10 protein-coding genes are annotated in these 13,991 nt (G+C 52.0%); 6 read left to right on the top strand and 4 right to left on the bottom strand.

Features of this window, described 5'->3' with window-relative positions; translation table 11 throughout:
* The first annotated feature begins 183 nt into the window (after nt 1–183).
* Nucleotides 184–1,047, top strand: coding sequence for an alpha/beta hydrolase (locus AC2FNR_RS17555; RefSeq protein WP_170603555.1), 864 nt, complete (start codon nt 184–186; stop codon nt 1,045–1,047).
* 172 nt (nt 1,048–1,219) lie between these two features.
* Here the strand turns inward: AC2FNR_RS17555 and AC2FNR_RS17550 are convergent, their stop codons facing one another.
* The 3 genes from AC2FNR_RS17550 to AC2FNR_RS17540 form a co-directional block, all read right to left on the bottom strand.
* Nucleotides 1,220–2,269 carry a GFA family protein gene (locus AC2FNR_RS17550; RefSeq protein WP_170458412.1) on the bottom strand — a complete coding sequence of 350 codons (1,050 nt, stop codon included), beginning with the start codon at nt 2,267–2,269 and terminating at the stop codon, nt 1,220–1,222.
* 182 nt (nt 2,270–2,451) lie between these two features.
* Nucleotides 2,452–3,405 (bottom strand): ornithine cyclodeaminase family protein, encoded by a 954-nt coding sequence (locus AC2FNR_RS17545; protein ID WP_496850409.1) that lies wholly within the window; start codon nt 3,403–3,405, stop codon nt 2,452–2,454.
* Between the two features lie 133 nt (nt 3,406–3,538).
* Nucleotides 3,539–4,519 carry a nuclear transport factor 2 family protein gene (locus tag AC2FNR_RS17540; RefSeq protein WP_496850407.1) on the bottom strand — a complete coding sequence of 327 codons (981 nt, stop codon included), beginning with the start codon at nt 4,517–4,519 and terminating at the stop codon, nt 3,539–3,541.
* Nucleotides 4,520–4,884: 365 nt separating this feature from the next.
* On the opposite strand from AC2FNR_RS17540, the gene AC2FNR_RS17535 reads away from it, so the two are divergent.
* From AC2FNR_RS17535 to AC2FNR_RS17515, 5 genes are all read left to right on the top strand, one after another.
* A complete protein-coding gene (locus AC2FNR_RS17535) occupies nt 4,885–5,880 on the top strand; it encodes an HlyD family secretion protein (RefSeq protein ID WP_496850406.1) in 996 nt (331 codons plus the stop codon).
* On the top strand, nt 5,877–8,576 hold the full coding sequence (rbbA, locus tag AC2FNR_RS17530) for a ribosome-associated ATPase/putative transporter RbbA (RefSeq protein ID WP_496850404.1): 2,700 nt from the start codon (nt 5,877–5,879) through the stop codon (nt 8,574–8,576). The genes AC2FNR_RS17535 and rbbA overlap by 4 nt, the downstream gene beginning before the upstream one ends.
* Nucleotides 8,577–9,701, top strand: a complete 1,125-nt coding sequence (locus AC2FNR_RS17525; protein ID WP_496850402.1) for an ABC transporter permease — start codon at nt 8,577–8,579, stop codon at nt 9,699–9,701.
* Nucleotides 9,702–10,077: 376 nt separating this feature from the next.
* Nucleotides 10,078–11,967 carry an SLC13 family permease gene (locus tag AC2FNR_RS17520; protein ID WP_496850400.1) on the top strand — a complete coding sequence of 630 codons (1,890 nt, stop codon included), beginning with the start codon at nt 10,078–10,080 and terminating at the stop codon, nt 11,965–11,967.
* Between the two features lie 229 nt (nt 11,968–12,196).
* Nucleotides 12,197–13,102 carry a haloalkane dehalogenase gene (locus AC2FNR_RS17515; RefSeq protein WP_496850399.1) on the top strand — a complete coding sequence of 302 codons (906 nt, stop codon included), beginning with the start codon at nt 12,197–12,199 and terminating at the stop codon, nt 13,100–13,102.
* Nucleotides 13,103–13,134: 32 nt separating this feature from the next.
* Here AC2FNR_RS17515 and AC2FNR_RS17510 read toward each other — a convergent pair whose 3' ends face one another.
* On the bottom strand, nt 13,135–13,968 hold the full coding sequence (locus tag AC2FNR_RS17510; RefSeq protein ID WP_496850398.1) for a LysR family transcriptional regulator: 834 nt from the start codon (nt 13,966–13,968) through the stop codon (nt 13,135–13,137).
* Nucleotides 13,969–13,991: the final 23 nt, after the last annotated feature.

Raw genomic sequence — 13,991 nt, 5'->3', positions numbered from 1 at the left:
CACGCCAGCGACGTACCATCGCTTGAGGAAGTGTATCTAACGGTTCGCATGTCCTTTTTTAGTCAATTTGGGGCAAATGTCCCAACAATTTCCCGTCGTTTTGAGTCTAGCCGGGACATGTGTCCGATAGGTTGAAGGACAGATGAGTGACACCATTGTGAAATTCAGATTGGAGGTCATCACATGAATAAACAATTTGACGCATCACTACACGCTTCGCCGTCCCGGTCCCAAATTTCGCCCGCTCCCTGCGTGGGGCTACATTGTTCCGGTGCTGACGGAAGCCAGTGGCGCACTCTGTTTGCCCGGATGAGCGATGAAACCAAAACAATAGCGCCCGACCTAATTGGAACCCTGTCTCGGGGTCATAAAATCCCCGACGGGCCGTTCACATTGGAACACGAAGCTGCTTCGATCATCACTGAGATTGAGAAGCTTGGCAGACCCGCTCACTTGATTGGACACTCGTATGGAGGAGCGCTGGCGTTGCATATCGCCAGAGCTCGACCCGACCTTGTTCGATCACTTTGTCTCTATGAACCAACTTTGTTCAGCCTACTGAAAGCCGGAAACGCGGCTGACGGTTCATTGTATTCCGAGATTGTAAGCCTCACAAACGCAATACGAGCTGGCATAGAAGAGGGATGCGAAGAGTTTAGCGCACAGGTTTTTACTGATTTTTGGGGAGGACTTGGCTCTTGGCAAGCCCTGAGCCGTGAACGCAGGTGCGCTATGATTAATTGGGTTCACAAAGCCCCAAGCGATTTCGATGCGCTTCTGAATGAACCTGATCCAGAAAATATTTTTCATGAAGGAATTCCCTCTACGATCATGCTCGGATCGGAGACTCATGCGCACACGAAGCGCATCGCAGAAATTCTGGCAACCCAAGGTAAGCTTGCTGAGCTAAAGGTTCTGAAAGGTGCCGGCCATTTGGGGCCCTTTACCTTCAAGGAAAGTTTCGAGATGGAGGTGCTGTCGCATATTAGAACTGTTGACCGCCGCGACATGGCTTCAATGGACATCAAGCCGATCAGTAGATCATGAGCCGGGGACACTGGAAATCTAGAAAAGGCGACCGACCGATCTGGACTCCGAGCGGTCGGTCGCTGTGCAGCCTCGCTAACGTCTTATGGGCGCCCGCATTGGGCTCGATGTTGTCATTTTCTCAAACGCTAGGAATGTTCTCTTTGCGGATAAAGCAGAAATCGCTCGATCACTAAAACACTACAGGCGGCTTAGCCAAAGGTCCCCAAGTTTCAGGGTCTGGTAGACCGACACTTGACCATGCTTCTTGCAAAACTCTAGAGTCCGAAGACCTTGTGCGAGGTAAGTCATCCAAAATATCAAACCATGGCATTTTGCTTTCTATTCCAGAGTGGACCGAAGGAGCAAAGTTTTCTGGTTGGTCGAGGCTCGAAGTATGCAGGACCAGATAGGCCGTTTCTCGTGGCTTCACGAGCTTATAAGTTAGACTTGCCCCGCATCTGGCACAAAAGCCACGATTTGCTATCGGCGTAGTTGCGAAGTATCGAGGTTCCTCGGTGAGAAATCGAACAGCAGAAGCGGGAAAGGCCGCCCATGCATTAACTGCTGAACCAGAAAATTTTCTGCAACAACTACAATGGCAATACCCTGTGCTTATGGCGGGTGCGTTTATTTCATACCGGACCAACCCACAGATGCAGCCACCTGTCACTAAGGTTTTGGCCAATTCATCTTCATCAAAATCCAGAAAACCCCCTTCCTCTCCGGGTTCTGAAACGGTCATGTAGACATGTATTGGAGTATCAGTGCTCTTGAGTCTTTTGTGACCGCAATCCGCCAGCGGAAGATCTATCTTGCCCGCTATTTGCGCCATTACTTCTCCTGAAACCGCGATTCCACCTGGTTCCGCTATTGCCTCAAGCCGTGCGGCAGTATTTACGCCGTCTCCGAGAATATCGTCGCCGTGTACAACGACATCACCGAGCGAAACTCCGACGCGTAAAATGAGTGGGTCGTCACTGTTAGATTGGCGTGCTTCGCGCGCACACGCTCTTTGAATATTGATTGCACAATTGACCGCTTCAAAGACACTCGAGAACTCAGCCAAAAACCCATCGCCAGTAGACTTAAAAACACGACCCCGGTTTGCTTCCACCTGCATGCCGATGATTTCACGTTCTAGTCGAACCAACTTAGCTAATGTTCCGCTTTCATCGCGTGATACCAATCCTGCGAAACCGACTATATCGGTGGCCAGAATGGCCGCTAATTTGCGTTCCATCTCCGTTGCTCCGAGCTAATAATCTCCAATTGGTGCCTGCTTACTTTAGCATAAAATCGGTCGGAGCGAGCCACGGTAGCTGAGGTTTTAATTTCCAGCTTTGAAAGACCGTTCGGGGCTGCGAGCGGTCAATCATGCTCATCGCAGAAAATGGCAGCATTGAGCCCACAGCCGAAAGAATCCTACTCTTGACGAGCTCGTACCTCGGCCGCCCGACGAACTGCGAGTACCGCTGTGGCGTAGTCTCCCAAAGAAATCCCTCTGAAAGCGAATGCAGCCGGTTTCTCGCTTAAAGTGGTATCGACTGCTCCCGAGACAATTTCCGTCAAGTCCCCTGTTACTTTCTGATAGGGCAGCATTGGTTTGTCGCTTTCAGATTCCTGTTTTCGGTCGTCAACAATAACAGTTTTGAAAGCGGTCATACCCTCTGGAAGCCACGGAATGCAGGCATCTGTAATGGCGGCGAAGGCAGTCGGCTTTAGCCATCGGGCATCCAGAAAAGGTTCGATGGAATAGTCCAAAGTTATTGATGTCACTACCAGATCGGCATCACGCAAGGCGTCCTTGGCATTGGCGGCTGTTTGGGCCTCGAGGCCCATGTCGCGAGCCCGGCGACAAAGCTTGTCGACATTCGCTTTGCCACGTCCGAACACACGAATGCTTTTCAAAGGGAAAACTTCGGAGAACGCAAGCAAATGGGAGTGAGCTTGCACGCCGGCCCCAACAAAAGCCACTGTCTCAGCATTGGGATCAGCAAGTCGACGCGCGGCGACGACTGACAGCGCCGCTGTTCTAACAGCCGTTACCCAATTTGCCCCTAAGACTGCCCGGAGAACCCCGGTTTGCCCGTCCATTACCATGATAGCGCCGTTAATCGCAGGGAGCCCTTTTGCCGGATTGTTCGGACACACCGTTACCTGTTTGGTCACGATGAACCCATCATTTCCTACTGCCAAGGTCGACATTGCGTACCGTCCATCCCCGGGCAAAATGGCTGTCTTAGGGGACGTATGAAGCTGCTTACTTGCCTTGGCTATCAGCGCAGATTCAATTGCGTCGGCAACTTCCGAAGGTTGGATCCCTAAACCTTCCAAGTCTTCGTCAGAAAGATAAGTTATTTTGCTTTCAGAAGTCATGTTGGCGCCGCTCCGCTTTGCAACTCGGCTTCCCGATTAAGCTATCAAATTGCATGTTAACGTAAGCTTTGGGTGTCTAGATTGGGACTTCACTCGAGTACATTATTCGATTTCTGTTTTCATGCTTACGGTCTCAAGTTGTCTCAAGCCAGTTGAGTTTGAAAATTGTATGCTCTCCTTCGAGACCTTTAAGCGGAACAGTCATTTGCTCGGCAAACTGAAACTCCTGTGATCCGCCCACCATGATCCGTGTGGCATCCGAGACGCGGATGTCACTTGGTGCTGCCAGGGCGGCTATACGTGCTGCTTTGTTGACAACAGTCCCGAAGTGATCAGCATCAGAAGTTATCACTTCGCCGGTATGCAAGCCGATGCGAACCCGCAACTTTGGCTCCTTTGTTTCCGCCGCGTTCGCCTGTTGAATATTTTGAGCTGCCAGCAATGCTGCCCTTGCGGAAGCAAAAGACGACATCACCCCGTCTCCCAGTGATTTCACCGTACGTCCACCACTCCCGACGATCTGCGTTTCGACAAGTCGCAGATGTCTTCCGAGGGCGTCGCTCCAAAGCGTATCGCCTATAGCCTCAGCGATTTTTGTGCTGTCCGCGATATCGGTGAACATGATGGTCGCTATACCACTTTGGCCGAGTTCGTGGGGTGTGGAGAGGGCGGCATCAAGCAGTTCCTCAAAGCCTCTGGCCTCATACCCAAATCCCTCTACGTTGTTGACCGGTAGGGAATTGTGAACGTGCACAATCTTCCAGGATCCTTTGTCGAGTTTCAGAATGACCGTAGAACGTAGGTGCGCGATCTGTCCTGTTTCAATACCCTCAATGCTTGCTTCCCATTCGACCCAACCGAGTGATCCGCATTCAAATCCTCTCAGGTCTTTTGGGTGCCACTTGAACCGTGGAACCTCACCGATGTATTGCTCCATACCGCGACGCAGCGCATCGCCTTTCCAAGCCTCGCCGTGTGCTGAGCCAAAGTATGACAGGGCGGCGTCGTCAGAAAATAGATGTGCCACCGTCTCTCCATCGCCCCGACCGTAGGCGTTGATCCATCGTGCCACTATAGCGGCGAGTTCCGAAGAGGGGCTGATCGTATCTCTCATGCCAAAACCGTCGCGTCGATAGCCAGAAAACTACCTCGAAAAACATGACCTTCGCACGTCCAGTTTCTATAGAAGCGTATCATGGCAGAACCTTTCTCGAAATCTCGATTTCTGAGGTCCTGTCAGTGTAGGCCAAGCCGGGGCGGCCATAAAGACAACCCGTTTCAATACCAAACTGATAACAAAAGCGCTTCACGTCTACTTCTTCGAACCCACCGCGAAAGAACCTGCAACACCCAAACCAGTGTTCATACAAACAACTGCTTGGAACTGAGGTGCACGGATCGGTTTTGATCCAAAACAAGGCTTTGAGTCTTTTGAGACACTAAACTCTGCGCCAGAAACCCTGTTTCAGGTGAAACGCTATGACCAAAAACCTATCGGTTTTTCTTATTTTGGCTGGTTTAGTAATTGCTGGTGCGTTGCTGTATGTCGTTGTTGCCGAGGATGGCAATGAATTACCGGTCGGATTTGTGAAAGGAAACGGGCGGGTTGAAGCGGAACAAGTCGAAATAGCACCAACTAATGCAGGTCGGGTTGCGAAGGTAACGGCAACAGAGGGCAGTATGGTTGCAGCCGGTCAAATCCTGGCCGAAATGGACATAGACGAGCTATCTGCGGACCTGGATCGGGCTAGAGCCGAAGTAGCCTTGGCAAATCAGTCAAAGGCTGAAGCAGAAGCGCTCGTTGTGCAACGCGAAAGCGAACAGCGCAGGGCCGAGCAAGAGCTTGATCGTGCCACGGCGTTGCTGGCAGGTCAAAATATCTCCAAAACTATTTTTGAAGATCGCGATACCACTCATAAGGTTGCTACAGCAGTATTGGGCGCCGCCAAAGCCCGAGTCGCAACCGCAGAAAGCCGTATTGCTGCCGCTGAGGCGGAAGTACGCAGGATCGAAGCACAGATTGAAGACAGCGCTTTAGTGGCACCTTTGCCCGGCCGCGTGCTTTACCGGCTTGCAGAACCCGGAGAGGTCGTTGGCGCAGGCGAACCAATCCTGACTATTCTTGGCCTTGAGAATGTTTACATGGAAGTTTTTCTTCCGGCGCGTGAAGCCGGACTTTTGCCCATTGGAGCTGAGGCTCGCATCGTGCTCGACGCTTTGCCGGAATATGCGATACCTGCATACGTGAGCTTTGTTTCTCCCGAGGCCCAATTCACCCCCAAACAGGTCGAGACCCTGGATGAGCGAGAGCAACTGGTTTTTCGCGTTCGCGTCCGTATCCCAATAGACTTGGTTGAAAGTCGGATTGAGCACGTCAAAACCGGTCTGCGTGGTGTCGCGGTGATCCGGCTGAACCCAGCCGCTGCTTGGCCTGAGGCGCTTGAACAACGCATCCCGGAAGAGCTGTTCGAATGAGAGTAGAGGATGACGCCTGCGATATTCACATTTCAGGTGTTACGCACCGTTATCGCAAGCATGTCGCATTGGATTCTGTTTCGTTAGAACTGCCAGGCGGCCAGCTTGTTGGCTTTATCGGGCCGGATGGGGTGGGAAAGTCTACACTGCTTGGTTTGATCACCGGCGCAAAGAAACTGCAATCCGGCAATATCGACGTTTTAGGCGGCCCGATTGGCAATTCTGGCCATCGACACAGCATTTGCCCAGCCATTGCTTTCATGCCGCAAGGGCTGGGTCGAAACCTGTATCCGGAGCTTTCTGTGCGCGAGAACCTCGAGTTCTTCTCAGGTCTCTTTGCTCAAGGGCATTCAGAGCGGGACGAACGTATCGCAGCGCTATTGGCTGCGACAGGGCTTGCGCAGTTTGAAGACCGTCTGATGGGCAAGCTCTCGGGTGGGATGAAGCAAAAACTAGGTCTTTGCTGTGCGTTAATCCATGACCCCAAACTTTTAGTTTTGGATGAGCCAACGACCGGGGTCGACCCGTTGTCGCGTCGGCAGTTCTGGGCTTTGATTGATGCAATCCGAGCAAAAAGCCCTGAACTGTCGGTATTGGTTTCAACGGCCTACATGGAAGAAGCCGACGGTTTTGACCGGATTGTCGCGATGGACGCGGGTCAAGTCATCTTTCATGGGAAGCCCACCGAATTGAAAGGGAGTGATGTCGACCTCGAAATTGCATATCGGCGTCTGAGAGCACGGGAGTTGCCTGTCGAACCGGCGGGGAAAAACAAAACGAATGGGAAGATCGAAGCAAGCCCAGTGATAGTTGCGCGTGGACTGACACGACGCTTTGGTGATTTCACGGCCGTAGACAACGTCGACTTCACAATCAATCGCGGAGAGATATTCGGGTTTCTAGGATCAAACGGATGCGGCAAGTCCACGACAATGAAGATGTTGACTGGCTTGTTACCTTCCAGCTCAGGCGAAGCACTGCTGTTTGGCAACCCTGTCGATGCATATGACCGAAAAATGAGGCGTGAAATAGGCTACATGAGCCAGGCCTTTTCCTTATATGGCGAGTTGTCGGTACATCAGAACTTACAATTGCATGCGCGGATATTTGCAATTGCCGACCGTGAACAACGCGTTTCGGAACTCACTGAGCGCTTTGGGCTCGAGGAGCACCGGAATACGTTGGCGACGGCACTGCCCCTGGGGATCAAACAGCGACTGTCGCTAGCCGTAGCGGTGATCCACCGTCCGCGGGTGCTAATACTCGACGAACCGACATCCGGTGTGGATCCAGAGGCGCGCGATTCCTTCTGGGACTTGCTGATTGAGCTCTCTCGAAATGAGTCGGTTACGATCTTTGTTTCCACTCATTTCATGGGTGAGGCGGAACGCTGTGATCGCGTTTCTTTTATGCATGCTGGTAGAGTTCTAGCAGAAGGTACTCCGGCTGAACTGATCGTTGTTGAAGGGGCGGATAACCTTGAAGACGCTTTCATTTCGATATTGGAAGCAGCAGAAAAGCCAGTCTCTGTTGTCGCGCCAAAGGTGGGTTTTAGAACCAAATCCCACGCCGGGGGAGGAGCGTTTTCGCGTGTATTGGCATATGCGCGGCGCGAAACCGTTGAAGTAGCTCGTGACCCGGTGCGTCTGGCTTTCGCGTTTCTGGGTTCTGCTATTCTAATGTTGGTTTTTTGCTTTGGAATTACGCTGGATATCGATGAGCTTGAATTCGCGGTACTTGACCTTTCTCAGGGGCCGGAGAGTCGTGCTTATTCGGCTGAATTCGCTGGATCGTCCTACTTTAAAGCCACATCGCCGCTGCAAAGCGCCAGCGAAGGGCGCGACCGTCTGGTGGCAGGTGAGGTCTCTCTGGTTGTTGAGTTGCCACCTGACTTTGACCGAAAGATGAGTACGGGTGAACCGACCCAGATACTTGCAACTGTAGACGGCGCTATCCCATTTAAGGGTGAGACGGTTGAAGGCTATGTTTCCGGATTGCACCAATCATTTCTAGAGGAATATGCCCTTAACAACGGCAAAAGCCAGATAGATATCGCCAGGATCGAACCCCGGTTTCGCTACAATCAGAGCTTTGAAAGCATCGCCGCGATGGCTCCGGCAATGCCTGCTATCTTACTGATTATGCTGCCAGCTGTTTTGACTGCCGTAAGCGTAGCAAGGGAACGAGAGCTGGGGTCAGTTGTCAATTTCTACGTGACACCAACCACGCGGCTTGAATTTCTAGTCGGAAAACAAATTCCGTACATATTGATCGCCTACGCAAATTTTCTGCTTTTGGCCGGAATGACCGTTTTTCTTTTTGGGGTGCCGTTAAAAGGAAATCCTTTCCCTTTGGCTGTTGGTGCCCTTCTTTACGTTTGGGCAACAACATCCTACGGGTTATTGATCGCTACAATGACATCCAGTCAGGTGGCCGCCACATTTGCAACTGCCATCGCCTCAGTTGTCCCAACAATCCAGTTCTCAGGCCTGTTGCAACCTGTTTCAACGCTTGAAGGAGGCGCACAAGTGGTGGGCTCACTTTGGCCTTCCTCATATTTCCTACACCTAAACGTTGGTGCCTTCACTAAAGGTTTGGGTTGGGAGGCCCTTGCGCCGGACATTCTGGCCCTCGCCTGCTTCGGACCAGTTCTGACGCTGATCGCAGCCCTATGTCTTCGAGCGCAGGAGAAGTGAATGCAGCGCTTGTACTGCATATTCTGGCTAGGCTTGAAGGAAGTGATGAGCCTGCGCCGTGATTGGGTGATGATGGCATTGTTGGTTTGGTCTTTCACGCTGGCCCCGATCATGGAAGCAACCGGAGTGGCAAGTTCTGTAAACAATGCCTCGATAGCGTTTGCGGATGAAGACGACTCGCCACTTTCTCGAGCACTTGCCACAGCGTTTTTCCCACCAGAGTTCCAACCGGTCGTCCAAATCGAACCCGGAAAAGGACCTGCCTACATGGACGCTGGGCGCTTTATTTTCGTTGTGGCTGTGCCCCCCGGATTCGAGAAGGACCTGCGCGCAGGGCGCAGTCCGGAGATTCAAGTTCTTATTGACGCAACCGCTATGGAACAGGCCGGTATTGGTGCAAACTACATCACCAGTATCTTGAGCGCTGAAATACATCGCTATGCAATTGGTATCGATCTAGTAGATGCTCCCTCAATCAGTGTCATTCTAAGAAGCGCCTTCAACCCAAATAGAGATACTGTACGTTTTGCTGGTATCGTTGCTCTGATTGGCCAGATCATGTGGCTCACAACTATTTTGACCGGAGCGGCAATGATTAGAGAACGAGAGCACGGGACTATTGAACATCTCCTTGCCATGCCTCTTGCTCCATTTGACATTGCCATTGCCAAAATTTGGGCGAATGCAGCAGTGGTTTTGGTCGCGGCTGGTCTTTCACTAACCTTTGTGATGCAGGGTTCTCTGGGTATTAGTATCGCTGGATCTAAGATGTTGTTTTTGGTTGGCACGGCGTTGTTTCTTTTTACTGCGACGGCGCTTGGGGTGTTTCTGGCAACCATTGCACGCTCAATGGCGCAGTTCGCGCTTCTGGTCATGTTGATTGTGCTGCCAATGCTAATGCTTTCAGGTGGAGAGACCCCAATTGAAGGGCAGCCGGCGTGGTTGCAGGCGGGTACTTTGGTTCTGCCGTCACGCCATTACATGTCAGCAAGTCAGGCTATTGTTTTCAAAGGCGCTGGTATTGAGACTGTCTGGCCGGAATTCGTTTGGATGACGTTTTTAGGAATTGCTTTGTTACTAATGAGCCTACGGCTTTTTCGGCGTTCTCTTGCTCAGATCAGCTAGCGCTCTAATCTGTTGGCTGTGACAGATTGGAGCGCTAGCTGATCTGCCTCAGAAGAAAGTTTGGAAATCTGCTCGGCAGAGGTCAGGGCATTAGCGACTGTATGAGCGTTAGCCAAAATACCTCAAGTCATGTTCGTACTATACGCGCCGACGGCTGGATTGCGATGCAATCGAGGTTTTCAAGGGCTATAGTCGCAAACTCAAAGGTTTGTAATGAAAGTGTGGATACCTTCTTCATCAAATGGGCAAGTCCAAGGCCGTCATCCGAGAAAACAAGCCGCATGAGACGGCCTGATGGATTTTGGCCTTATCTGCGGCGCAGAGTTGGTCCTTCGTATTTGCTGCTGGTTAGGTAACGTTAGGTTGGGAGTACGATATGGAATTACCAACACTGACGTACGAAATGATAGCCGTACTGAGTCTATTGTCTTTTACCGTCTTGCTTTTTGTTACCGAGATTATACGGATTGATGTCGCAGCAATTCTTGTAATGGTGTTGCTTGGCGCACTGAGCTATCTACCGGGGCTAGGTAATCTTGCCGATGTCTCCAGGCTCTTTGAAGGTTTTTCCTCGAACGCTGTGATGTCAATCATCGCAGTTATGGTAATTGGGGCTGGACTTGATAAGACCGGACTTATGTCAAAGGTTGCGGCCTTGATCCTCAAGAATGGTGGCACGACAGAGGCCCGGATCATCCCAATCATATCAACAACTGTTGGTGTCATCAGCTCTTTCATGCAGAACGTTGGAGCTGCTGCGCTCTTTCTACCCGTTGTTAGCCGTATCTCAGCACGTACGGAAATCCCTATGAGTAGGTTGCTAATGCCCATGGGGTTTTGCGCGATTCTGGGTGGTACGATTACATTGGTCGGGTCGTCGCCCCTCATCCTGTTGAATGACCTGATTGTTTCAGCAAACTCATCCCTTCCGGCTGACCAACAAATGAAGACATTTAGGTTGTTTTCAGTCACGCCTATCGGTGTGATGCTGGTGCTGACAGGGGTGCTTTACTTTGTGCTCTTTGGTCGTTGGGTCCTCCCAGCGCAGCGAGAGCGCGGAGAAGACGCAAGCTCAGCTCGGTCCATGCAAACATACGTCGAAAATACCTATGGGCTTAGGGCCGATATGTTCGAGATACGTGTTCCTGAAGGCTCAATAATCATCGGGCAAACGCTCGCGGATCTAATGGTCGCCCATAACATGTACATTCTTGGCACATCCTATCGCGGCCACAAGGTCATCGCGCCAATGGCGGATACCAAGATCGAAGCCCCTGCGCGGCTCGCAGTGCTTGGCCTGCGTCGGGTGGTTGAGCATCAGTTTGCTGAGCCTTACGGATTAGAGATCCTACCCCAACTAGATGTCTTTGCGGATGATTTCGCCGCGACCCAATCCGGGGTGGCCGAGGTTGTTGTTCCGCCCGGTTCTTCAGTGATCGGCCAGACTCCGATTGATTTGCGCCTCCGTCAGACACATGGTTTGTCTCTTTTGGCCATTCAGCGCGGAGAAGAAACACTGAGCCACGTTGAAACCGAGGATCATTCAGCCACGCATATCGGGCAAGTCGCTTTGCAGGCCGGTGATACGTGTGTGGTTCACGTGCAGTGGGACCGTCTGACACGACTGAAGTCGGACAGGGATTTTGTTGTCGTAACTTCAGACTTTCCCCAAGAAGAGTTACGGCCACACAAGGTCGGCTGGGCGCTTGCTTTCTTCCTAATAGCGTTGAGCTTAATTCTGTTTTCCGATCTGCGCTTGTCATTATGCCTGTTGATCGGCGCTATTGGGATGGTGTTGAGCCGGGTGCTCTCGATTGACGAAGCCTACGAGTCGATAAGTTGGAGCACAGTCTTTCTACTGGCTTCGCTGATCCCGTTGGGCCAAGCAGTTCAAAACACCGGCACTGCGGATTGGATTGCCGCGCATGTGTTGGCCCTCCTGAAGGGGTGGCCGATCTGGTCTTTGCAAGCAGGGATCGCCGTTTTGGCAACGGCGTTCACGCTGGTCATGTCGAACGTGGGTGCAACTGTTCTGCTGGTGCCGCTGGCGGTTTCTATCGCCATATCGGCGGGTGGTAACCCGGCTGTATTTGCTCTCACAGTGGCAATTTCAACGTCCAACTCATTTTTGATCCCAACCCACCAGGTGAACGCGTTGATCATGGGTCCAGCAGGCTATCGGGTGGTCGATTTTGTTCGCTCGGGCGGAATTATGACTCTCCTTTTCTTGGTTGTCTCAATGACCGGGCTTGCGATTTTCTTCTGAGCCGCCTCTCGGCGATCCGTTCAGACCAACTCGCAATATAAGGTTTTTGAGACCAATTTTTTTGGGGCAGGTTCAAGACGTCTGCGAAAATGGCCTCCTCCGCGAGGGACCGAAGTAACGCGTCCAACTCAACCAAACCTGAAGTCGGTATACGCTGGAACTGGACCGTTTTAATTTTATCGATCACTGTTGTTGGACCAAGACCGTCGGCATTTGTGGAGAGTTCACGATGAGATTCCTTCGCACACCGGAGCATCGGTTTGACGGATTGCCAGATTTCGACTTTGGACCGAACTATCTTGATGTGGATGATACCGAGGGCGGTCTTCTCCGACTGCACTATTTGGACGAGGGACCGGCGCAGGCACCGCCAGTATTATTGATGCATGGAGAGCCAACCTGGTGCTTCGTGTATCGGCACATTATTCCGTTATTCAAAGAGGCGGGTCATCGAGTTCTGGCTCCTGATTTGATTGGGTTTGGACGGTCGGACAAGCCCATTGAGCGATCCGATTACACTTACCAACGCCATGTAGACTGGATGTCCGAATGGTTGCGGAAAGTTGACCTGACGGGCATCACATTGGTTTGCCAGGATTGGGGCGGACTCATTGGCTTGCGGCTGGTTGCGAGTATGCCCAAGCGTTTTGCTCGTGTGGTAGTGGCGAACACGGCTCTGCCCACCGGTGACGTCCCCTTGGGGGATGCATTTCTTTCATGGCGGGAATACTCACAATCTGTGTCTGAACTCAATTCGGGCCGTATCGTATTCGGCGGCACAACATCGAAGATTTCAGATGAAGAGGTTGCAGCCTATAACGCACCATTCCCGGATGCGCGCTATCTGGCAGGCGCTCGAGAGTTTCCAATGTTGGTGCCCGACAAACCCGAAAATCCAGCTTCCGATGCCAACCGAGCCGCATTGGAAACCCTCAAGACCTTGAACACTCCGTTTCTGAATGTTTTTGGAGAAGACGATAGAGTCATGGCGGGGGTAGACAAACTGTTCCAAAAGTCGATCCCTGGGGCAGCTGGCCAAAATCATGCCGTTGTGCCTAAAGCGGGGCATTTCATTCAAGAAGATGCTGGCAGAACGCTGGCACAGGCGACTTTGAAATTCATTGAGCAAACATAGCGGCTATCAATTCAGTGTCTTACCCTGTGGCCTCAACTCACACCAAATTTGCGACGCAAATGCTCGGTCAAGGCCGTTATTCGACGTGGTTGGGCTCGGCTCGGCGGAAACATCATTTGCAAAGGTTTCGGCGGTGGGAGGAAGTCGCGCAAGAGAGAAACAAGTCTGCCAGATCGAACATCGTCGCCTACATCCAACTCCGACTTCAAGACGACCCCATGGCCTGCAATCGCCCAATCGCGGATGAGGGAACCATCATTGACTATTCGATTTCCTTTTACCGATACGCGCTGGGCATTTGGTCCTGATCCAAACTCCCAAACGTTGTCGATCATGTCGCCAAACCTCATAGCCAAGCAGTTGTGGCCTAATAGATCTTCTGGTTTTTCAGGCGTTCCGAATAAGGCCAGGTAACTTGGGGATGCACATACGAAACGTTGGTAGCTTCCTAGATTTCGCAACCTGAGCGAGCTGTCTGTTATGTTGCCGAAGCGAACGGCAAGGTCGAAACCCTGGCCGACAAGGTCAACATAGCCGTCCGAGAGGGATAGTTCGATTGAGACGGCAGGGTTCTCTTCGGTGAATTTGGCGACAACCTCGGAAACAATGCTCCGTCCCAAGTCAATCGGCGCGCTTATGCGAATTGGACCAGACAGAGTTTCGGCGCCGTGCCGAACAAGCGTATCCAGGTCCGCAACCTCACTAAGTACGCTTCTTGCTCCGTCAGCGAGTGTCCGGCCTTCTTCGGTCAGGCTAATGGAACGGGTGGTACGGTTGAACAAAACCACACCGTAATGTGCCTCCAGAGCCGCGAGCCGCTCGGACACTGTTGTGCTCGACATCCCTGTTTCGCGCGCCGCGGCCACAAGACTGCCTTACTCGGCTATGG

The organism is Ruegeria sp. SATB045, assembly GCF_059613525.1.
The sequence above is the reverse complement of the archived record's forward strand: the minus strand, read 5'-3'. Positions and strand labels throughout refer to the sequence as shown.